22 protein-coding genes are annotated in these 23320 nt (G+C 29.4%); 21 read left to right on the top strand and 1 reads right to left on the bottom strand.

The genetic code is table 4. From position 1 onward, the window contains the following. The first annotated feature begins 53 nt into the window (after positions 1-53). The 17 genes from CP520_RS01460 (at position 54) to ruvB (ending at position 19052) form a co-directional block, all read left to right on the top strand. Positions 54-491 carry a hypothetical protein gene (locus CP520_RS01460; protein ID WP_096862713.1) on the top strand — a complete coding sequence of 146 codons (438 nt, stop codon included), beginning with the start codon at positions 54-56 and terminating at the stop codon, positions 489-491. A 104-nt stretch (positions 492-595) separates the two neighbouring features. Further along, positions 596-1168 (top strand): hypothetical protein, encoded by a 573-nt coding sequence (locus tag CP520_RS01455; protein WP_096862712.1) that lies wholly within the window; start codon positions 596-598, stop codon positions 1166-1168. Between the two features lie 89 nt (positions 1169-1257). Beyond that, positions 1258-1797, top strand: coding sequence for a hypothetical protein (locus CP520_RS01450; protein ID WP_096862711.1), 540 nt, complete (start codon positions 1258-1260; stop codon positions 1795-1797). A gap of 123 nt (positions 1798-1920) precedes the next feature. Further along, complete coding sequence (locus tag CP520_RS01445; protein ID WP_096862710.1) at positions 1921-2418, top strand: hypothetical protein; 498 nt, start codon at positions 1921-1923, stop codon at positions 2416-2418. A gap of 2075 nt (positions 2419-4493) precedes the next feature. Then, positions 4494-6758, top strand: a complete 2265-nt coding sequence (locus tag CP520_RS01440) for an AAA family ATPase (protein ID WP_096862709.1) — start codon at positions 4494-4496, stop codon at positions 6756-6758. Between the two features lie 19 nt (positions 6759-6777). After that, positions 6778-7938 carry an N-acetylglucosamine-6-phosphate deacetylase gene (nagA, locus tag CP520_RS01435; RefSeq protein ID WP_096862708.1) on the top strand — a complete coding sequence of 387 codons (1161 nt, stop codon included), beginning with the start codon at positions 6778-6780 and terminating at the stop codon, positions 7936-7938. Further along, on the top strand, positions 7916-8593 hold the full coding sequence (locus tag CP520_RS01430; RefSeq protein WP_096862707.1) for a hypothetical protein: 678 nt from the start codon (positions 7916-7918) through the stop codon (positions 8591-8593). Before nagA ends, CP520_RS01430 begins: the two co-directional genes overlap by 23 nt. 95 nt (positions 8594-8688) lie before the next feature. Beyond that, positions 8689-10023: a phosphatase PAP2 family protein gene (locus tag CP520_RS01425; RefSeq protein ID WP_169835699.1), complete on the top strand. Its 1335-nt coding sequence runs from the start codon at positions 8689-8691 to the stop codon at positions 10021-10023. Positions 10024-10126: 103 nt separating this feature from the next. Then, positions 10127-11083 (top strand): L-lactate dehydrogenase, encoded by a 957-nt coding sequence (locus tag CP520_RS01420; protein WP_096862705.1) that lies wholly within the window; start codon positions 10127-10129, stop codon positions 11081-11083. Positions 11084-11264: 181 nt separating this feature from the next. Then, positions 11265-12593 carry a hypothetical protein gene (locus CP520_RS01415; RefSeq protein ID WP_096862704.1) on the top strand — a complete coding sequence of 443 codons (1329 nt, stop codon included), beginning with the start codon at positions 11265-11267 and terminating at the stop codon, positions 12591-12593. Between the two features lie 206 nt (positions 12594-12799). Further along, the gene (locus tag CP520_RS01410) at positions 12800-15706 is read left to right on the top strand and encodes a PTS transporter subunit EIIC (protein ID WP_096862703.1); all 2907 of its coding nucleotides are present in this window, start codon (positions 12800-12802) and stop codon (positions 15704-15706) included. A 131-nt stretch (positions 15707-15837) separates the two neighbouring features. Next, the gene (locus tag CP520_RS01405) at positions 15838-16272 is read left to right on the top strand and encodes a redoxin domain-containing protein (protein WP_096862702.1); all 435 of its coding nucleotides are present in this window, start codon (positions 15838-15840) and stop codon (positions 16270-16272) included. Between the two features lie 6 nt (positions 16273-16278). Continuing rightward, positions 16279-16698 (top strand): hypothetical protein, encoded by a 420-nt coding sequence (locus CP520_RS01400; RefSeq protein WP_096862701.1) that lies wholly within the window; start codon positions 16279-16281, stop codon positions 16696-16698. Between the two features lie 26 nt (positions 16699-16724). Further along, positions 16725-17156 (top strand): peroxiredoxin, encoded by a 432-nt coding sequence (locus tag CP520_RS01395; RefSeq protein WP_096862700.1) that lies wholly within the window; start codon positions 16725-16727, stop codon positions 17154-17156. 136 nt (positions 17157-17292) lie between these two features. After that, positions 17293-17457 (top strand): 30S ribosomal protein S21, encoded by a 165-nt coding sequence (gene rpsU, locus CP520_RS01390; protein WP_096862699.1) that lies wholly within the window; start codon positions 17293-17295, stop codon positions 17455-17457. 106 nt (positions 17458-17563) lie between these two features. After that, positions 17564-18127: a helix-hairpin-helix domain-containing protein gene (locus CP520_RS01385; protein WP_157755774.1), complete on the top strand. Its 564-nt coding sequence runs from the start codon at positions 17564-17566 to the stop codon at positions 18125-18127. Continuing rightward, positions 18120-19052, top strand: coding sequence for a Holliday junction branch migration DNA helicase RuvB (gene ruvB / locus CP520_RS01380; protein ID WP_096862697.1), 933 nt, complete (start codon positions 18120-18122; stop codon positions 19050-19052). Before CP520_RS01385 ends, ruvB begins: the two co-directional genes overlap by 8 nt. Before the next feature lie 12 nt (positions 19053-19064). On the opposite strand, the gene CP520_RS01375 is transcribed toward ruvB, so the two are convergent. Further along, on the bottom strand, positions 19065-19877 hold the full coding sequence (locus CP520_RS01375) for a hypothetical protein (RefSeq protein ID WP_096862696.1): 813 nt from the start codon (positions 19875-19877) through the stop codon (positions 19065-19067). A 72-nt stretch (positions 19878-19949) separates the two neighbouring features. Between CP520_RS01375 and CP520_RS01370 the strand changes: the two genes are divergently transcribed. The 4 genes from CP520_RS01370 to CP520_RS01355 all read left to right on the top strand — a co-directional run bounded on the left by CP520_RS01370 (position 19950) and on the right by CP520_RS01355 (position 23304). Next, a complete protein-coding gene (locus CP520_RS01370) occupies positions 19950-20927 on the top strand; it encodes a hypothetical protein (RefSeq protein WP_157755773.1) in 978 nt (325 codons plus the stop codon). Continuing rightward, a complete protein-coding gene (gene yqeH, locus CP520_RS01365; protein ID WP_157755772.1) occupies positions 20899-21993 on the top strand; it encodes a ribosome biogenesis GTPase YqeH in 1095 nt (364 codons plus the stop codon). Before CP520_RS01370 ends, yqeH begins: the two co-directional genes overlap by 29 nt. 70 nt (positions 21994-22063) lie before the next feature. Then, a complete protein-coding gene (locus CP520_RS01360; RefSeq protein WP_096862693.1) occupies positions 22064-23038 on the top strand; it encodes an ROK family protein in 975 nt (324 codons plus the stop codon). Further along, complete coding sequence (locus tag CP520_RS01355) at positions 23038-23304, top strand: DUF896 domain-containing protein (RefSeq protein ID WP_096862692.1); 267 nt, start codon at positions 23038-23040, stop codon at positions 23302-23304. Before CP520_RS01360 ends, CP520_RS01355 begins: the two co-directional genes overlap by 1 nt. Positions 23305-23320: the final 16 nt, after the last annotated feature.

The following is a 23320-nucleotide window of genomic DNA, read 5'->3' as shown; positions in this document are numbered from 1 at the left end:
ATAACTCATATCTCGTTTATAATTAATTAAGAATATAGATAGGGAGAAAATATATGAGTTTTAATAAAAAATACTTATGAGCAACAATTGCGATTCTAATTTATGGAGTTTTCGGAATTATTGCTTTAGAAGCTATTGGTTATAGAGCAAGTGGAGAAGTTATTTCTTTACACCAATTTAATACAAGTAGCGAAGTTTCAAGAAATATTTACGGATTAGGAGTATCTGCATTAGTGTTCTCTTGATTAGGATTAATCATCCCATTAATGAACATGTTTTGAGATAAAACAGATTCTAAATATACTTTATGAACATTAATTGGAATGGAAGCATTATCATTGATTTTATTCATTGCTTCAATTTCATTATTCGCAAGTAAATTCCACGGTTTAGATGTAAATGGTGGAGCTGTATTTGGACAATTCTTAATGGTATTTGTTGGAGCAGGAGCAGCTGGTGCTGGAATCTACTTCTCATACTTTAGAGATTAATAACCAAAAACAATTGATGCATCCTTGTGATGCATTTTTATTTTTTAAAATATTTATTTACTAGAATTTAAGAGTTAGAATTGATAGTGGAAAAGAGAGAAAATATGAAAATTAACAAAAAATATTTTTGAGCAATTGGTGCAATTTTACTTTTTGGAGTATTTGCTATTATTGCCTTTGAAGCTGTTGGATTCAGAATGAAAGATACTTTAACAAGTATAAATGGAACAATCACTCAATCTATAACTATTAAATTAAATGATTTTGAAAAAGGAACTAATTATTCAGAAATTCAAGACATTTACGGTTTAGCAGTTGCTGGATTAGTTTTTGCTTGAGTTGGAGTTTTAATTCCATTATTTGGATTACTTTATCAAAAAGAAGCTAAATATACTGCAATAATCTTTTGAACTACTTTATTTGTAGAAGTTTTAGCAATGGTATTGATGATTGCTTCAGTTGCAGTTTATGATGCTGACTTTAAATCATTATTAAAAACATTAGAAGATTTATATACAACTGATGATTACAATGAAACTGTATCAATTAATAAAGGTGCAGTTGCTGGACAATTTATCTTAATTATTGTTGGTGGTTTAATTGCTGATGCAGGAATTATTGCCGCAAGAAACAACTTAACTATTAAAGTTAAAGAAACTGTTATTAAAGCTAACTAATTAAACACGTTTTAAACGTGTTTTTTGTATTTATTATTCTTTAATTCACTTATAAGGGTTACAATTAAAACAAAGAAGAGAGAAAAGTTATGAAAATAAATAAAAAATATTTTTGAGCAATTGGTGGCATTTTGTTCTTTGGAATCTTTGCCATAATTGCTTTTGAAGCAGTTGGCTTTAGATATAAAGGTCCCAATGATGAAATAACAATTATTAAATTGAATAATTTATTAGACACATTTGGCGATGATAAAATGAAAAGCACATATGGTTTAGCAGTTGCTGGATTAGTTTTTGCTTGAGTAGGATTATTGATTCCTACATTTGGATTATTCTACAAAAATAATAAACAAATTAGTAGAATCATCTTTTGATCAACAACTTTCCTAGAAGTTCTAGCGCTTGTTTTATTAATTGCTTCAGTATCAATGTTTGATGCAAACTATAAAACTGCATTACATCTATCAGAACAACAAATTAAAAATAAAACTTATAGACTAGTTAAATGCGCAGTCATTGGACAATCAGTCTTAATTATTGTTGGTGGAATTTTAGCACTTTCAGGGATTGGTGCTGCAAGAGTTGATTTAGTTGCTAAAACTAAAGAAAAGAAAACTAAAGCTAAATAGAAGATGTTAATCACGTTTTACGTGATTTTTCTTTTCTTTTACGAACTTTTACAACTGTGCTAAATAAACAACTATAATAGTAGAAAGAAGTCTAAAAGACTTTCGTTTTAAGGAGAAAAAAATATGAAAATTAATTTCCGTATGTTGTGACCATTACTTGGTGTTGCTTTATTTGCTGTTATGTCTGTAATTGCTTTTGAAGTAATCGGATTTAAACTTGATGGTCAAGAAACACAATTGCTAAGTGATTTAATCGATAAAAGATCAAGTGATAGAGTCAATACAATTTGAATGTTAGCAGTATCAGGATGAGCTATATCAACTGCTGCAATCATTCTACCAATCGTAGGATTCTTTTTTGGAAAGATGCCTCGTTTAAACAGTGCTTTAGGAGGAATTAGTATCTTCCTTTCAACTGTTGGAATGGGTTTAATGATTGCTTCGTTTGCTATCTTTATGACTACAACAGAAATTGGATATCCATGATATAAAAGTCCAAAAGAATTCTATTCTAAAGGATCAATTGCAGGTGATTTTGTTCTAGTTATTGCTGGATGAATCATTGCTGGAGTTGGTGCTGGATGAGGTTACTTTAGAACTGCTAAAAGAGTATCAAGATAAAAGGGAGAAATTAGGAATGAAATTTCCTAATTTTTTATTCGTAAAGCTCTCAAAAATATTGCGATTTTCTTCAAGCTAACTAACTATAAGATAGTTGCAGATTGTATACAATCCTCTTTTTAAGTGGCCGAAAATAGCGCTTTTCCAAAAGTTCCAAAATGTAACAATAAAATGGAAAATTTTATTATTGTTTTTGCTATGTGGAAAACTCTCAAAAAGTCCCATAAATAAACAATCTAATAATTATAACTTTCTCATATTTCAACTTTTGCTAGTTTTTTAATGTTTTTTGTGCTAGAAAGTGCGATACTTACATTAGCAAGTAATTAGGGGAATAGTTAACAAAAAAACTTGAACTCGGCTCATTTGCAACAATGAAAATGATTAATTTTCAGATCGCTGCCTATGGCTATAAAGTTCAAGTTTTTTATTTGTATTTCTATAGTTATAGACGGTGATTAATAAAAATCAATCATCCATCCGAAAAGTGCAAATATGCATAAAATCGAACTTAATATTTTTAGTTCTCGCTATGATATTTGGTTTTAAAAATGGATGTTGTTATATGGAAAGATTTATCTTATTAGATAAATTATTGTTTTTATACCTATAGCCTGTATAGATATGAAGACAAAATAGATACTCATGGTATCTATAAAATTAGTTAATTTATTTTTATATTTTTCGTCCAAATATAAAAAATATTTGTTTAATAATGTTCAGAAACTCTCTCTAATTCTGAACTACGAAAAACTTTTCTCTACATAAAAGATGTTTATAACTCATCTTGCTTTCTTAAAAGACCGACTCTCTCTATGGTCTTTGCTTAAAAAAGTTATGCCACAAATACCCTATAGCTATAAATCTCTCAAACAATCGATTTACTCTCTTGCCCGAAGCAAATCGATTGGTATAGCAATAATTTAGGTTATTTATTTCTCTCTACAAAAAACACAAAATTTTATACACAGTCACTCGTTTTTAAAAACTTGTAACTTATAATTTAAGTCAACTTTGGCTATACTACAGATAATTAAAGTTTATGAAATATGATAGTAAATCAGTCCTTATGCCTGAGGACGCAAATTATCTGTTATTTCTCTCTCAAAAACTATAGTCAAAAAAGACTTTAATGAATTATTCTTTGAAAATTAAATTAATGATTATAGTCAGCATATAAATTGTTTTATTACATTTTCTCTTAAATAAAATGATATCTATAAGCTAAGACTACAATTTTCTCCTTTCTACAATTTGTAGACTTAGTGATGCTTGCTTAGTTAATTTAATTCTTCAAATGTTTCTCAATTTAATTCTTATTTAATTTGAAAAAGACTTATCCAGAAATATTATTTTCTCTCAAAACTTTCTGCTCTTAGTCTTATTTCTCATTCTCAGGATTGCTCTCTGGTGATCTCTATATTACAGAATTTCAAAACCCTATTTCTAAATTTACTTCTCTCTTTAATTTAGAAATCCCGTTTTTTATGATTATGCCAATTAAAAATTCGGTCGAGAGGTTTTGAAAAGATGTACCTAAACGTTGATAGTTGCCGTGATCCTCAATGTTTCATTAAAACAAACTTTAGATATTTCTCTCTAATCTTAAGTTAATTGTTAGACTATTTTCTTAAAAAAATAATTGTTAGTATTTATTAAAAAATTCCAAAAATAATATGAAACAGAGACCTTTAAGACGCTCTCTCTCAAAGTTTTACTTCTCTCTGTTCTTTTTTAAGGTTATGGATTATGAAGAATCATTTCTTATCAAAAATAAAATCCTTATTTATCAATTAGAAACTTTATTGTAAAAATATTATTTTCTCTCAAGACTTTTACAATGCTTATTTTCTAATCTAAACTTTAAAAACTTATCTCTTTAAATTTTTTAACTGGTCGGTTAAATCTCATTTCTAGGCGGTTTACGTCTGACCAACTATAATATAATCTAATAAGACAAAAAATCACTTTTATTGTCTAAACCAAGCTATTAATTCAATAGCTTGGTTTTTTCTTTTCTCCTTAAAATAATAGGGGTTAAATTTGATAAAATAGATACGTGAGGTGAAGGGTTAATGACAGAACAAAACAGAGAAAAACCTGAATTAATTTCGATTACTGGAACTATCACCAAATTTCTTTTTCAAAACCAATCTGGTTGAGGAGTTGCTTTATTTAAAAGTGACAAACAAGAAAATGCTTCTTTAAAAATTAAAGGCCAAATTGGTCAATTACAACCACATGTTAATTACGAACTGTTAGGTGAGTTTGAAGACAATACTAAATATGGGAAAAGTTTTAATGTTTTAGAATCTAAACTTAGTGTTGGAGAAACCAAACAACAAGCAGTTAGTTATCTTTCAAGTTCACTTTTCCCAGGAATTGGAAAACAAGCAGCGCAAGTTATTGCTGATTATTATGAAACTGAGATTGTTGATAAAATCATGATTAACCCAGATTCTTTATATGATATCCCAGAGTTAGCAAAACCAAAGGCTGATATTATTAAACACGTTTTAAAAGAAGTTGTTAATGAAAATAAATACACAAAGACCTTCTATGAAAATAAATTAAAAATCGATTTCTATAATTATTTAAAAGAACATACTGATTCAGAAGTTGAATTAACTGATATTTTAGAAAAAGATTTCTATCGTTATGCTAAAGACCATCACCTAGAACCATTTGAAGAAGTTGAAAAGGTTGCTATGTACTTTCAAAAGTTACAACCAGATGACCCGATCAGAATTGCTTGAACTGCTAACAAAGTTGTTAATGACATTCTTTGAACCACTGGTGATACTTATACAAACATTGCCAAAGTTACTAAGAATTTACAAACTTATTTAAAAATCTTTGATGCTAAGACCTTAGAAAAAGGATTGTTAAAAGCCAAGGAATTAAAAATTCTTTACTTTGTAAATCATCGAATTTATTCTGATGTTTCTTGAAATGATGAAAATGAAATTGCTAAATTTGTTCATCAAAAAACAGTTGCTGAAGATAAGAATGTTTATGATCAAAACTTAATTGAAACATTAATAGAAAAAGTTGAAGAAGAACTAGCATTTGAACTAGAGATTCAAAACTTTAAATACGATAATGAACAACGTGATGCTTTAAGAAAATCAATTAATAGCAACTTTATGCTATTAACTGGTGGACCTGGAACTGGAAAATCTACAGTTATTAAAGGAATTTATAAATTAGCTAAATATGTAAATAACTGAGATAAACAAAATATTAAAGTAGCAGCACCAACCGGAAGAGCTGCTGCAAGATTAAATGAAATTGATCAAGAATTAAATGCGACAACTATTCATAAAATGCTTGGTGCTGAAGAAAATGGATTCTTTAGATTCAATAATTCAAATCCATTAGAATATAATTTATTAATTTTAGATGAATCATCAATGATTGAAAACTTCTTATTTGCAAGAGTTGTTGATGCTGCAAAAGATATTCAAAAGATTATTTTAGTTGGGGATAGAAATCAACTTTCTTCTGTTGGATATGGAGAATTATTTGCTAACCTTTTAGACGTTGAGCAAATTACTAAGGTTAATTTAAAACAACCTCATAGACAAGAAAATGGAAATGATATTGTTGATTTAGCTTATAAAGTTTTAAATCGTGAAATTACTTCTGAAGAAGATTTAAAAAATATGAATAATGTTAATGTTGTTTTTGATGGGAATGTTGAAGATAAACTTGAATCAATTGATAAAATCTTTTCAAAAGAAGTTGAACCAGAAGTTGAAAATTCGCTTTTAGATTTACAGATTATTGCTCCATTCTATAAAGGGATTTTAGGAATTAATAGTTTGAATAAAATGCTACAACAAACTTACCAAAAAGAAATTTTGAAAAAAGATGATAAGACTTTAAATGAGCAAACTTTTGAAAGACGAGAATATAAATATATAGTTGATGACAAAATTATGTATTTAGTTAATGAAACAGAAACTGGTTTAAACAATGGAGATGTTGGAATTATTTCAGAAATATCACAACACAATGGAAAGATCAATCAAGCTAAAGTTTTATTTAATGGTGAAACAAAAACCTTCTATGCTGATAACTTTAATTATTCAACTTTAAGTTATGCATGTAGTGTTCACAAAACTCAAGGTTCTGAATATAAGAACGTTATTCTAGTTTTAGAAAAAGGCGTTAATGAACATTTTATTAACAATAAAATAATCTATACAGCAATTACAAGAGCTAAAAAGAACTTAACTATTGTTGGAGATTTTAATACCTTCTATAAAGGAATTAATAGAAGTGGTATACCAAGAAAAACTACTTTAGTAGAAAAAATAGAAGACTTATTTAATTAAGCTTTAGGAGTTTAAAACTATGATTTTAAAAAATGCAAAAATTGTTTTAGAAAACGAAATTATTAATGGTTATGTTGAAATTACTGATGACAAAATTATTGATATTAAACAAGGTGACTATAGTGGTAGTGATGCTGTAGACTTAGAAGGAAATTGATTGCTACCAGGGTTTATCGACTGTCACGTTCACGGTGGTTATGGAATTAGTTTTGAATCTGGTAGCGTTGAAGCTTATAAAGAATATGCTAAGAAAACTACTATAGAAGGTGTAACTGGTTATTGCTTTACTTCTGTTACAAATAGTGATGCTGATAACGATAAATACTATTCTGAGTTTGGAAAATTTATGGTTAATGAAAATCACGGACTACAAGCAAAATGTTTTGGAGCTCACATGGAAGGTCCTTTTATTTCACCACTAAAAAAAGGTGCTCATGATCCGAAACTAATTAAAAAACCAAGTATTGAATTAACTAAACGTTGAAATGATTTAGCAAATGGAACTTTAAGAATCGTAACTTATGCTCCAGAAGAACAAAACGGAGAATATACAACTTGATTAATTCAAAACAAGATTTTACCAAGTGCTGGTCATTCAAATGTTAGCGCTATAGAATTTGAAAAAAATGACTATAGACTTGGTGTGAGACATGTTACTCATTTGTTTAACCAAATGAGTGAAGTTGATCATCATAACCCAGGGCTAGCAGTTTTTGCTTTAACTCATGATGATATCTTAGCTGAAGTAATTTCTGATGGTGTTCATATTCAACCAGAAGTTTTAAAAATGATTTATGATTGTAAAAGTGCTGATTCAATTTGTATTGTTACAGATGGAATGTTAGCAAAAGGAATGCCTGATGGAAACTATATTCTTGGTGAACTACCAGTTTATAAAAAAGGAATTGAAGTTCGTTTACAACATGGCGATAATTTAGCTGCAAGTGCAGCTCCATATGATCACAATGTCCGTTTTTATCAAAAAACTTGTGATATTCCAATGACTGAACTTATTAAAATGACATCAATTAATATTGCAAAACAATTGAATATTTTTGATAAAACTGGTTCAATCGAAATAAATAAACAAGCAGACTTAGTTTGCTTAGATAAAGATTTAAAAGTTTTAAAAACTATTGTAGATGGGAAAATTTGTTATGAAAAAAGAAATGAACACTAAGACTTATAACTTAACAAAATATATAGCTACAATTGGAGCTGTATTGTTATTTACAGCTCCATTGTTATCTTTTCTTTCAGAATGAAAAGATATCTTTAAAGATAATCGTGGAACTTTAGCTGGAGTCACTTTAGCTTTAGAAATTATCGGAGTAGTGTTAATTGTCTTTTATATGTTTTTAAGATGAAGTTATTTTAAAAAGACAACTTTTACGCATACTAAAAAAGACAGACCTTATTTAATGGCTTCATTTGGTTTATATACTTTAGGAATCATTCTTTCATTTATTTATGTAATCTTAGTAATTGCAATTAAAGGGCACAGAACTGGAATGATGATTACTTTTGCACCAATGTATGTGATTGAATTTGTTTCATTAGTAGCTGCTTCTATTTTTGAAAGCATGTCTCGTTTACAAGAACAAGTTTATTTAGCTGAATTAGAAAATGAACATGTTGAAAAACAAGCTAAAGCTTCAAAAACAGAAAAGAAAAAATATTCTACTTCTGGTGTTAAAAGAACTGATGCTGCTGCTGAAATGCTTGCAAAAGATGAATCTAAACCAAAAAAGAAAAATATTGATGTTGACGAAGAATTACAACAACAATTACAAGATGCTTTAAATGAATCTGATAAAGATGAGATTAAAGATTAAGAAATAATTTAGAGAAAAAACTTGGCTATGACCAAGTTTTTCTTTCCTACATGATAAAATTTTTAAGAATAAAAACTTATGGGGTGTTTATGGAATTGAAAACTAAAAAGAAGGTTTTTAATAATTGAGAAGCAGTCGTAGCAATTAGTGTTGTGGCTCTTTTTGTGTTATTTGGAGTTGTTAATTTAATTGTGACTGGTTGATATCAAAACGATGTTAAATTATCACAAGTTTTTAACAAGGGAATGAAATATGATTTCATTCGTGGGTGAACTGCTTTTGTAATTCAAGATGGATATGAAGGTGTTGTGACCTTTATTTTTCCAATGATCTTTGTAATTTTAGAAGCTTTGTTTTTATATATGAGAAAAGTTCGCCCACATGGTTGGTTTGCTCATCATGCCTCAAATGCTTGACCTTATATGACTCTTGCAAGTCTTTGAACTGTTGGAATTGTAATTGAAGATATTTTTATTTTCTTAGGTGATACTGGGTTTGGTTGAGGATATAATGTTGAATTTCAAACTGGATGAAGATTTATGATTCCAGCTTTTTGTGTTTCATTAGTGATTCAATTAACTTATTTATGATTAGCAACTTACTTTGTTCATTATCGTTTGGCTAAACGTGATGATTTTTTAGAAGCTGAATATTGAAAACGTGCTTGTGTAGCTTTAATTTTTATTGGTTATATTTATATTCCAGTTTTAGTTTTTAAACCAGGTTTTGGTCGTCAATATTACTACAACATTACTTGAGGTGATATCTTAAAAAGAATTCAAACTGAAGATCCTGACCGTTTTAATCATTATATGAATCAAACTAAATATAATTATGGATTTAATCCAACCGATGCTAAATTAGAAGGAAATTCATTAATGAACGGATTTGATTATGGGTTTTGAAATGGAGAAACTTCAAAAAATAAGTTCATTTTCAATGCACCAATGGATGCTAACTTTGCTTGATGAAAGCCTTATGGATGATTTGCTTTTGGAAAACCTAGTTTACCAGCCTCAAGTTTAGCTGTTGAAAAAGCTTTCCCATCAGGACACATGGGAGCTGCTTTTGGAATGGTAGCAACTTGTTATATTTTTGCTAACAAAGGTTCTAGACAAAAAGCTTATCGAATTGGAAAAAGAATTGGGTTTGTAATTGGTGTGCTTTATTGTTTAGAAATGATGTTTGCCTTGCAAGTTTCATTAAGTCACTGGTGAAGTGATATTGCTTGAACTTGCTTCTGATTAGGACCTGCTTGATACTTTTCTTGATTAACTGTTCATGCTGTTGTTCGTGATTTATTTCCAAAGTGAAATCATTATTTTGTTTCAACAGAAAAATGACATTCACCAGATGGAAAAAGAGAACTTGAAAAAAGAAAAGAAACCATCCTGGCTTCATACTATGGAGAAACTAAAAAAAGAAAATAAAATTCTTTTGGCTAAAATTACTTAAAGAACTTAGTAATTAAAACTTGTCGTTGTATAATTGAAATGTACATAAATAAAGTAGATTTATAGGAGATTACATAATATGAAAAACACAGCAAACAAAGTAGTATTAATTGGTGCTGGAGCAGTAGGAACTTCATTCTTATACTCAGCAATCAACCAAGGAATCGCATCTGATTACGTATTAATCGACGCATTCCCAAATGCTGCTAAAGGAAACGCTTTAGACTTAGCTGACACAGCAGCAGTTTTACCAACACCATTCGCAAATATCAAAGCTGGGGATTACTCAGATTGTAAAGATGCAGATGTTGTTGTTATTACAGCTGGACGTCCTCAACAACCAGGAGAAACTAGATTAGACATGGTTGCTGGAAATGCACAAATCATGAAATCAATCGCTGAAGAAGTTAAAAAATCAGGATTTGACGGAATTACAATTATTGCCTCAAACCCAGTTGACGTTTTAACATTAGTTTATCAAGAAGTAACTGGATTTGATGCTCACAAAGTTATCGGTTCAGGAACAACTTTAGACTCAGCTCGTTTAAGAAGATTAGTTGGAGAAAAATTAGGAATTGCTCCTACTTCAGTTGAAACTTTCTTAATGGGAGAACACGGGGATTCATCAGTAGCTGCATGATCACATGCAACTGTTATGGGACAACCAATCTCAAAATTCGTTGAAGAAGGAAAAATTACTGAAGCTGAATTAGACCAATTCAGAACTGATGCAATTAACATGGCTTACAAAATTATTGAATTAAAACGTGCTACATTCTACGGAATTGGTGCATGTTTAACAAGAATTGTTAAAGCTGTATTAAACGATGAAAAATCAACTTTAATGGTTGGTGCTAAATTAAATGGTGAATACGGAAACAAAGACCTATACACTGGTGTACCAGCAGTTATCTCACGTAACGGATGAGACTACATTATTGAATGAGATTTAACAAAAGATGAACAAGCTCAATTTAACAAATCTTGTGAAACTTTAACTGAATCAATCGCAAAAGCTAGAGCAGCTATTAAATAATAAAAAGTTTAAATAAATAATTTAAAACACCAGATTGTATACAATTTGGTGTTTTTCTCTTAATTCTCTTAAAAGTAGCAAAATAAGAGAAAAGGAACAAAATAGGATAAAAGAAAGTTATAATTAGTTTATATGCCTACATTCAAAGTAGTTAAAATTTAGAAAGTAAGGAAGTTGTGCCATGTCTAAAATTCGTGAAGAGATTATTGATAATCTGACCCCAAGCCTTCAAGAAAGAATAAATGAAGATGTGCTGGTTCGTGGAATGAGCGCTAGAGAAGCTATGGATGATATTGTGTCGTTTACCATTGATTTTGATCATCGCATGAAGAAAATTACTTATAATTATGCTAAATATTTAGAACATTTAAAGAAACACGAAAAATCATTTGATCGTGCTTTTGAAAAATTCATTGATAAAATGGAAGAACGTTTTTCTGAAGACGTTGAAGAAGATACAAAAATTATTGCCAAAGAAGCTGAAAAAACTATTAAAAAAGAAGAAAAAGTTGAACAAACAATTCAAGATGATTTAGCTTCAAGAGCAAAAGACCGTCAAAAATATGATGAAATCATTAGTTTATTACAACGTGATGCTGGAATTATTTCAGATGTTGAAACAATGACTGGTGATGAAAACGATGAAGATGAAGTAACTATTAATGCTGGAATTACTTTTGACCCTAATGAAACTGCTGATGAAGAAACAATTAATGCTTTACCAGCTTTGTTTAATGATGATGACTTCACAAATGTAATTAAGACACCTAAAAAAGAACGTGTTGAAGGACAAGATGTTACTGTTGGTGATGTTTTAACTGAAGTTATTCGTGTGGTAAATGATTTAAAAGACTCAACACACATTAGAAACCTTTATAACGATAATGCTGAAGATGAAATTAAAGGAATGTTACGTTCAATTAATGCTGCTTTAAATCAATTCCAAGATGCTTATGATGAAGTTAGTGAAAAACTTTCTGACGTAACCGATCGTTTAGATATCATCGAAACTCGTACTTATAAAGAAATTACTGAACAGGTAAGAAAAAACATGCAAAAAAGTCCTGACGAATTCAGTAGAAACTTAGATATTAATGATGCTAAAAATATCATCATTAATGAAGAAGACACTTTAACTGATGATAGTCAATTAACTGATTTTGATGATGAAGTAGATACTTTAAGAGATGATGAAGATATTGATTTAGGAGCTGTTGAAAATGGAGCTCCAACAACTGCTATTTATGATGAAGAAGGCGAAAGAGATTTAACTGACTTCGAACCAACGCAAGATGTAACTCAATCAGATGTTCAAATTGGTGATATTGTAGCTTATGAAAATAGTGAATGAGAAGTTATTGATATTGTTGAAATGTACAATGCAAGAACTAATGAATTTGCTCACCGTTTAAAAGTACGTAGTTTAAACGATTCTGAACAAGAAAAATGAATCGATCGTGAAGATATTGAAGATGTTGATGATACTTTTGATGAGTCTGATGAAGACTAAAAACCTTAAATTTTAATTTTGGAAAACAAATTGGAAAAAATACTTAGGAAAAAATTCTATTTTTTATGTTTTATTTGGAAAAGAGAAATAAAATATAAATATGAAATTGCCTAGATAGCTTTCCGGTTTTTTTTCGTAAAAATCTTGGTAATGACAATATAAAAGACAAGATTTATTTTTGTCATTTTTTATAGAAAGGAATATATATGACAGACAATACAAACAAGTCAAACCCTGACGAGATCAATGGTTTCACAGGGTCACATAGTGTAGATCAAGTTGCAATGTCAAAAGAAGACTTCTTAGTTAAGTCATACAACAAAACTCAAACTAAGAGCTTCTTTCACAAACTTGGAAACTCATTAGGATTAGTTGTTGTTACTTTACCATTAGCTGGATTACTAGCTGCGATTGGTGGAGTCGTAATGAACTTTGCTGGTAACGACGGTGTTTATACTTTCGGAGTTGTCTTAAGTGGAATGGGGCAAACTGTTCTTTCAAACTTAGGTTTACTATTTATGTTAGCAATTATTATTGGATTTACTGGCAATAAGGGAATGGCCGTTTATTCAGGATTAATTGCATATATCGCGTTTGTTGCTTTCTCAGTGCCATTTATCAGATGAGCACCAGATGCAACTATTGATAATGGATTTGGTGTTATTTCAGGAAAATTCGATTTATGATTCTGAAAAAACTTAGACTCAACAACTCAATTAACAAAAGTACTTGGATTAGGTATGGGTCCAATTTCACCGCTAAACATTAAAAGCACACAATTTGCCCATAACTCATGACAAGGAATTGAAGCTCTTAACACAGGAGTTTTAGGAGGAATCGCTTTAGGATTCGTTTATACATGAATGTATAACAGATTTAAAGATCTTAAATTACCTACTGCTTTTGCCTTCTTTGAAGGAGAAAAATTCGTTGCCTTATTAGGAATCGCAATTGCTCCAGTTGTTGCTGCGTTATTCATTATTATCTGACCAGCAATTAACATGGGATTAGGATACGTTGGAGTTGGATTAAGTTACTTGCCTTATGGTATTGATTCATTCTTCTACGGATTTATCACACGTTTATTATTACCATTTGAAGCTCACCCAGCTTTCTATGGACCATTATGATGAACTTCAGCAGGGGGACAATTATCAGCAAATGAATACAAAATTGTTGCTGCTGCTGTAGCTAGAATTTATGGAGGTTACACTCCAGGTATTGGACAAGAAGCTAAATTCTTCGAAAATACTATTACACCATTCTTAACAAATGCTCCTGGTGGAAATGCTTTAGAAGTTATTAAACACTACATTCCAACAACAGGTGCACCAAGCAATGACATTTTTAAAAACGGAGAAATGTTAGCTGCTATTGATAAAGCAATGGGTGGAACTGTTGATCAAAGAAAACAATTAGAAACTCTATTTACAGATACATACGCAAATATTAAATGAGATACTAATGGGGACCAATTAATGGCTTTAGAGTTATTAAATAACAACCCAGGATTTGATATCCGTGATACATGAGCCGTTAACTTAAAAGTTACTCGTTTCATTTCTGGTGGATATGCTGATTTAATGTTCGCATTACCAGCAGTTGGATTAGCAATGTGATCAACATTAGACAAAGAAACTAGAAACAAAAAATTTGGTTACTACATGGGAGCAATCGTAACTTGTTTCTCATTAGGAATCACTGAACCAATTGAATTTATGTTCGCATTTACTGCGCCAATCATTTACTTCGGATTCTATGCACCATTCTTTGGGGTATTACAATTACTATCTAACTTATTCCAAGTAAGATTATCATCAACATTCTCACAAGGTTTATTAGACTACGTAGTAAACGGAATTATTCCAACAGTTACAAGAAAAGAAGATGCTGTTGCACAAACTAACTTATGAGTACCAATCGTTATCGGATTAGGTGGAGCTGCTGTTGCATTCCCTCTATTCAGATCAATCTTCATTAAATTTGAATTTGCTGCACCAGGATCAAAAGCTGCTGAAACTGGTGAAGGAGTATCAGCTTCTAAATACGATAAAGTTAAAGCGGACTATGATGGATTACTAAACTACTTTGGTGGATTAGCAAATATTAAGTCAGCAAAAATTATCTCAGGAACCCAAGCAGAAATTACAGTTGCTTCACCAGAATCAGTTGTAAATAATGCCTTTACTGCAGATAAATTAAATACAGCTACTCAAAAAGATAATAAATACACAATCACTTTAGCTAAAAATGATGAAGGTATGGAATATCTAAGAATGGTTGTTACAATGGTTAACTTAAGAACTCACTCAAAACAAGAACGTGAATACTTAAAGAATGCTAAGAAACAATTTAAAGCAAACATTAAAGAAACTAGAAAAACTCAAGGTAAAAAAGCTGCAATTCGCATGAGAAATGAAGCTAGAGAAGAATACAAGATCTTTAAAGCTAAATACAAACATACACAAGCTGTAAACAAAATTGAAGCTAAATGAGAAATCAAACAAGATAAGCTAAAAAATTCAACTCCAGCTGATATGTTGAAATACAACTACACAGTTGATAAATGAGCTAAATCACACAAAAAAGAACGTGAATTAGCTAGAGCTGATTACAAACTATCAATGTCATTAGCATCAGGAGCTAAAGCTAAAGAAGCTATTAAAACAAATTACAAAGCAAAAATGGCTAGCTTAAAACCTGAAAAAGAAGCTATGAAAAAAGCAAAAGCCGACTTCAAAGCATCAATGAAACAAATGAAAGCTCAAAAGAAAATCGATTACAAACGTAACCGTGCAATTGGAAAAACTGATAGTGCCAAAGCTGAACAAAAAGCAAAAATTGCAAAACAAAACAAAAAAGTTGAAGAGTTAAGAAAATCAGACCCTAAAAAAGCTGACAAATTAGCTCAAAAATACGCTAAACAAAATGAAAAATTCGAAGCTAAATTAAAAGCTAGAAAAGCTAAAGATAAGAAAAAAGCTGAAGAAAATGCTGCTAAACTAGCAAAATCTCAAGAACCTAAATCTGCGAGAATTGAAGCTAAGAAAAAAGAAGCTGCTAAAAAAGCAAAAGCAAAAGATTCAAAAAAATCTAAAGTCAAAAAAGCGTAAAAAATCTAATTTTTAGAAAAGATATAACGAAAGTTGTATCTTTTTTATTATTTATCGCACTAACTTTTAGAAAGTGTTAGTATTTTGAAATTGAGCAGACTATAATCAAGGTAGTTAGGGGGAATTCAGTTATGACTCAAGTTTTAGATAACTATAATATTAAAGAATTGACTGGGAAAAACGGATTAGTAATCTTCTTTTTCCCAAGAGCAAAATCAGCAGATTGCAGTATTGAGATTGAAGTTTTTAACCACAAATTAAAAGACATTCAGAACCTTGGTTTCAATGTTGTTGGGATAAGTACTGATAAAAAAGAAGCAAATGAAGAATTTGCTAAAGCTCATGATTTAAATTATCCATTAATTAGTGATGAACACAAAACAATCACTAAACAATTCAACGATCTAACAACTGTTATTCGTGATGGAAAAGAAATAGAAAGAGCTTTAAGAACTACTTATCTTGTTGATCCTAGTGGCAAAATCTTAGCAACATTACCAGATGTGAATGCAATCACAGCTGCTAGTGATACAATTAATAAAATTAAAGAATTACAAGAAAGTTAAGAGCTTATGATTAATCAAAAAGTACAACAACAAGCAATGATGAATGTTAAAATGCACACATCAATGTTTGCTAACTCATGAGAGGGTGTTAAAGCCTATTTCTTATCATTAAAACAAGCTAATAACAATGAACAGTTAGTTGTTTTATACAAAGAAAATAAAATCACTGACACAATCTTATTTGATTTATTTGAACATTTAGCAATGATGTCATTCAATCAAGTAATCGCAAAAGAACAAACAACAGATTTAGATAAAAACTTCTTAAATGCAAGTTTAGAATTTATCAATATTCTTTTAAAAAATGATAGTTCTTTAGATAACAAAATTACAAGTGAAGAATTAATGGCGCTATATAAAGCTTCGTACATTGAACCTTACGGGTTAGAATTCTTCACAAACCAACTACAAAGAGTAGTTAAATAAACAAAAGAAAAAGGAAATATAAAATTATGGCAAAAGTATTAACAGACTTAAATGTAAAAGAATTAAGTGGAACAAACGGATTAGTAGTTTTCTTCTACCCAAGAGCAAATGCAGGACCTTGTTCAATTGAAGTAAACGTATTCAATCATAAATTACCAGATATTCAAGCATTAGGATACAACGTTGTTGGAGTTAGTTTAGATGACGTTAAAACTAATGAAGAATTCGCTAAAAAAGAAGGATTAAACTACGATTTAGTAGCAGATCACGATCAAAAAGTAACTAAAAAATTCAATGATTTAGGAGCATTTGATATTGATGGAAAACATATTCCCATCGCAGAAAGAACAACATATATTCTTGATAAAGATGGAAATATTCAAGTAACTTTAAAAGATGTGCAACCAATTACAGCTGCAACTGATGTAATTAAAGCAATCGAAGGTATTAAAAAATAAAAAATCCTTTAAAAATCACATTTTAAAGTGTTCAAAAAGCGGTTTTACCGCTTTTTATTTTATTTCTTTTTATTAATTTTCAATTACTAATTAATTAATGTAAAATAAAAAAGTAATGAATTGGAGTTGAAATATCATGGCAAGCGTTATTGTACACGATGGTGAACCAATTGATAAAGCTTTAAAACGCTTTCAAAAGGTTGCCTCAGCTAACAAAGCTGAAGCTAGAAAACGTGAATATCACCTAAGCAAAAAAGAAAAACGTATCTACAAACAAAAACAAAACCGTAGATTCAAATAGGGATATTAATGAATATTTTCAAAAAGTAGCAGGCATAATGCTACTTTTTTTAATTTTCTGGGACAAAATCAAAATTTTTTTCTTATACCTATTTGAGGTGATAGAAATGCTAGATTCATTAATCTTAAAAACCACTAATCATTATTTAAAAGAAAGGTCTTTATTCTTTTTATTAAATGATCAAGTTTATAAATACGAATTATTAGAATATAAAGAAATGCTTAAAACTGATAAATTCTTTCTCTACTTTTATCAAGATGAATACAAAACCTATAGTTATGGTTTTTATGATGAAAAAATAAGGGATTTATTTAAAACACTATTAACAATTAATTCAATTGGTTTAAAACATGCTAAAACAATTTTAGAAACTTTTTCTTATGAAGAAATAATTCTGATGGTTAAAGAATTTGATTATGAGAAACTAACAGCAATCAAAGGTTTTGGTGTAATTAGTGCTAAAACAATTATTGAAAGTTTACATAAAACTTTATTTGATGTTTCATATACATCAAAAGAAGAAAAGATGATTTTAGCAGTAACAAAACTTGGTTATCCATGTCAATTGGTTTTAAAAACGATTAAAACTGTTGATAGTAAACTAAGTGATGATAAATTCTTAAAGGTTTTATTAGAACGATTAGGGGAACAAAAGCAAGTTCATGGCTAAAATTACTTGTTGAGAAGACTATATTGGTCAAGAAAATATCATTGCTAATCTTAAAATGTATGTTGAAGCTAGTTTAATTTTAAAAAAACCATTAGATCATATTTTAATTTATGGAAATAGTGGAATGGGAAAAACAACTTTAGCTTATTTAATTGGAAGTGTAATGAAAGTTAAGGTTCATGTTTTAAACGGACCAAGTTTACAAAAACCAAGTGATATTATTTCAGTTTTAACTAATATTAAAGATAATGAAATTATTTTTATTGATGAAGTTCATGCGATTTCAAAAGAGGTTACTGAAGTTTTATATCCAGCAATTGAAGAAGGCGAAATTAATATCATTATCGGTAAAGAATATAACTCTAAAAGCATCAATATTTCTTTACCACCATTTACTTTGATTGCAGCCACAACTGAACTAGATAAATTACCAACTCCATTTTTCAACCGTTTCCCAATTTACTTTACTCTTCAGCCTTATAATGAGAAAGAAATGGGTGAAATCATCACAAATTATGCTAAAAGCATTAATTTGCCGTTGAATAATGGGATTGGTGAATATATTGGTAAGTTTGCTAGAAATACGCCAAGAACTGCCATTAACTTAACAAAAAGAATTAATGATTTCTACTTAACTTCAAGAATTGAAAATCTTGATAATCGCCATGATATTAAAATGGCTTTAGAGCAAATTGATGTTTATGAAAATGGGTTAACTAAAAGTGATTTAGATTATTTAAAAGCCATTGCTAATCACAAAGTTGTTGGTTTAGATAATTTAGCTCAAATTCTTAATATGCCAATAAGAATTATTTCAAACGTAATTGAACCTTTATTAATTTCAGAAGGCTATGTTTTAAGAACTATTAAAGGTAGAAGTATTACTGAAAAAGGCAGAATGGCATTAAAAAAAGCTGAGATTTAACTCAGCTTAAGATTATTTCTTATCTTGTTCTAATGCTTTTAATAGGTATTGACCAAAATCAATTTTCATCCCTAAACCAGCTAAGGTTTGGTTGATTTTTAGTCATTCTGGAAATTCTTTTGTATTTCCACTTTGTAATTGTTCAACAGTCATATCATCACTTAATAATTTGTGATAATTTTTATCAAGATAAATATTAATGACTTCTTTAGCGTTATTTTTATCAGATCATTTTGAATTAGCGCTACAAATAATTGCAGCTTCTTCTCCAATTTCTCTTTGCGCATCTTCAGAAGCTTCAACTTGTTTTTCTAATTTCTCAGTATCTTCCTTAATTCCTTTGTTTAGTAAGTAAAGAACATCATCTTCATTAACTTCACTAAGTTCTGTTGTTTTACCAATTTTATTTTGTATCTCTCTAATAAAACTTAAAACTGATTCAACTTCTTTAAAAGTTCTTCCGATTTGAATCTTTACAAGGATTTTTGCAAGTGATGCATCACCAGTCATTAAGTTAGCCCCACCTAATAACTTTTGCAATTCTCCCATTGATATTTGCCCATCAGAATTTTTAAAATCAATTTTTTGTGTGTTTGTGAAAGCAACAACATCTGAAAAGTTATTTAAATAACCAATTTCAGTTGATAATTTGTTGATTTCTTTATTTAAATCACTTTTATCAATACTCATCCCAGGTAAGCTAATAGGTAGGTTCATGTTTTCAATGTCCCCAAATTCTTCTCTAATATTTTCTGTCTCTTTTTTAGTGATATCTTGAATTCATTTTACTGATGATTCATCGATAACATTCTTAAACGTTTTCATGATATAAATCAACCTCACTTCTTGTATAATGATATTATAAACTAATTGAGTAGTTCGTTGGAATAATTAGAAATGGGGCCAATGATGAAAAAACCCACCGTTAAGTTTGAAGACGGAAAATATGTTTTAAACAAATATCAATCGTTTTATGTTGATGAAGATGCAGTCGAACAAGACTTACTTCGTGAAATCAAATTCCCAGTATTAATAATGGATACTGAATTTTTTAATAGGTCACATGATCCAAAACCAAATGATTCTGGGAAGAAATTATATAGTGATGATGAACCATCAATGATTTACACATTGTGTTATTCAATTGCAAACAGCTATATGGATTTAGCAAATCGTAAAAATAAAAAGTCTATTTCTACACTTTATGTTCGTAGAAAAATGAATAAAGCCGATTTTAATTTTAAAAAAGAAATGGATCGAATGTTAACCACATTCGTCAACATTTGTATTGCAAAAAACATTAGAACTTTAGTCTTTGCTGGTGAAAGCAATGATGTAAAGATTCTGACAAATTGAATTAACAATCATTCAAACTTATTGAACAACAAAAAACAAGAACTGTTTACAAGAAACAAACAAACCAGACAACTAGAAATCAATACTTTTGATATCTATAAAACCTTAGAAAAAGGTTTTAGTTTTTCTGACTTCACAACCGAAGGAGAAGAATTTTATAATCCAAAAAACCTTAAAAAAGGAATTATGGGTGAAAACACAATTCAAATTCCAAGTTTAAAATTATTTTTTGATTATTTTAAAGAATATTACAAAGATAAATTTGAAGAAAAAAACGGAATTTATGAATTATGTAAAGATGCATTAACTTTCTACTCTACTGATAGTTTTGCATCAGAAAAACAATTCCAAGAAGGAATCGAGGTTATTAGAGAAGTTAGAAAACATTGTCGAAATGATGTTTTAAAACTTCTTTATCTAATTAACTTTATGTATGTGTTTGGTGTTTTATCAAACGACCAAGCCAAAGAAAGTGGAAACAACAAAAATTATGAAAAAATATTGCATTGGGTGTGGTAGAGAATTGCAAAACACCAACAAGAAAAAACTAGGTTATGTTGTTAATTTGGACAATGATTATTGCTATCGTTGTTTTAGAATTAAAAACTATAATGATTTAGTGCAAATCGATGATATTGAAGAATCACAATTCGAAAAGAATATTTCTCAATTAATCTTAGAAAACAAAAAACAAAACCGTTTTTTCTACATTCTTGATGTTTTTAATTTAGATGCTTCAAGAATTCGTAGTTTGGAACGAATTCTTTCGGCTGAAGACACAACAATTGTTGTTAACAAAGTTGACTTATTACCAAAATCAACAAATTATGGAAAAATTTTAGAATACGTTGAAGAAATGTTTAACTTTGGAGATTTAAAAGATGTTGAAATCGTGTTGTTTTCTTCAGTTAAAAACTGAGGAATTGACGAACTTGTTGAAAGTTTAGAAGATCAAGAAAATAACTATTTCATTGGAAAAACTAATGTTGGTAAATCTTCAATTATTAATAGTATTTTAAAAAGTGTTGGTGAAACACCAAAAATTGTTGAATCATATTTTTTAAATACAACAATTGATACAATTGAAATTCAATATAGTGAAAATATGAAAATTATTGACACACCAGGAATTGCAGAAACTAATTCATTTTCTGATATTGTTGAACAAAAAGATTTGAAATATTTATTTTTTAAAAAAGAAGTAAAACAACTTTCATATCGAATTGATAAAAAACAATCATTTGCTTATGGAAATATTTTTGGGTTAAATCTTGAATTAAGCGGTGAACGCGATGTTCATTTCTATGTCAATCCAACTGTTGATTTTCATAGAACAAAAAGTGATAATTTCAGAGATTATATTCTTAAAAATTTTGATGAATTACATCCAAGTTTAATTGAAGAAACTGAGTATGAAGAAATCTTTATAACCATTGATGACGACTTAATTGGTCGTAAAGTTGATGTATTTATTCAAGACCTTGGTTGAGCTAGTTTTAATTTAAAACGAGATGACAAAGTAAGTTACTTTTTACCAAAAAACACAATCAAGCCATTAGTAGAACTTAGAAATTCGTTAATTTAGTGCGTTATTGATAGTAATAAAGCAGATAAATATTTATAATTAAAGTAAGAAAAAGAATGAGGGTTAATATATGAAAAAAGTTTTAGGTATTGATCTTGGTGGAACCTCAGCAAAAGTTGGAGTTGTTAACCAATATGGAGAAATCGAACACAAAACCGAAATCAAAAACGACAAAGACAATCTATTACCAAACCTAGTTGATAAAATTTTAGAAGAACTAGACAAATGAGGGTATGACTACAAAACCGATATCGAAAGAATCGGTTTTGATGCGCCTGGATTTATCGATCACAAGGATGGAATCGTTAAAATTGCTGGTAACTTAAATTGATTTGATTTCGATTTAAAATCAGAATTAGAAGAATTATTCCACGGGAAGCCTGTGTACGTATTAAATGATGCAAACGCTGCAGCTTTAGGTGAATTTTGAACTGGAGCAGCTTCAAAATACAACTCAGAAATCTTCTATACTCTAGGAACAGGAGTTGGAGGAGCTATCGTTTTAGATGGTAAATTAGTAACTGGTGAACATGGATTTGCCGGAGAATTTGGTCACGGTGGACATATGCAAAAAGTGTTTGACTGTAACTGTGGTTTAACTGAATGTTTAGAACCAGTATCATCAGCTATTGGTATGGCTAAAGTAATGCGCAAATTATTTAATGATGATCCAAAACACCCAGTAAGAAAATTATTTGAAGATAATGGTGTTGAAATTGATAAATTAGAAATGCGTGATATTTCTGAAGTTTATGACGCAACTAAAGACCCACAATTAAAAGCTTTAATGTTAGAAATCTATAGACCATTATTAACACACATGTCATTAATGATTTACGCTTTAGATGTAAAAGCAATTATCCTTGGTGGTGGTGGTTCAAAAATGGGCCAAAACTTAATCGATATTATTTGAGAAGGATTAAGCGATATCGTTGTAGATATGTATAAAAAAGATGTTGTTATTTCAATTGCTGAATTAGGAAATGATGCAGGTATTGTTGGAGCAGCTTACTATGCAATTAATGATTGGAATTGAACTATCTAATGTCTGAAATTAAAATTAAAAATGTTAATGACTTACAAGAAGATGAATTAGTTAAAGAAATTAATAAATTAACTAAAATGACTAAAAATGGAGAAACTTTAACTCCAGAACAAAAAGCTTATCAAAAACAATTACGCGACAAGTTTATTAATAACTTTCGCGAAGGTTTAAGAACCCAATTGCAATCTGTAAAAGTGGTTGATGAAAAAGGAAACGATGTCACTCCACAAAAATTAAAAGATGAAAAAGAGAAAAAGAAAGGGTAAAACAACTTTTTCTCTT

It is taken from the genome of Mesoplasma lactucae ATCC 49193, from assembly GCF_002441935.1.
Lineage (GTDB): Bacteria > Bacillota_I > Bacilli_A > Mycoplasmatales > Mycoplasmataceae > Edwardiiplasma > Edwardiiplasma lactucae.
The sequence above is the reverse complement of the archived record's forward strand: the minus strand, read 5'-3'. Positions and strand labels throughout refer to the sequence as shown.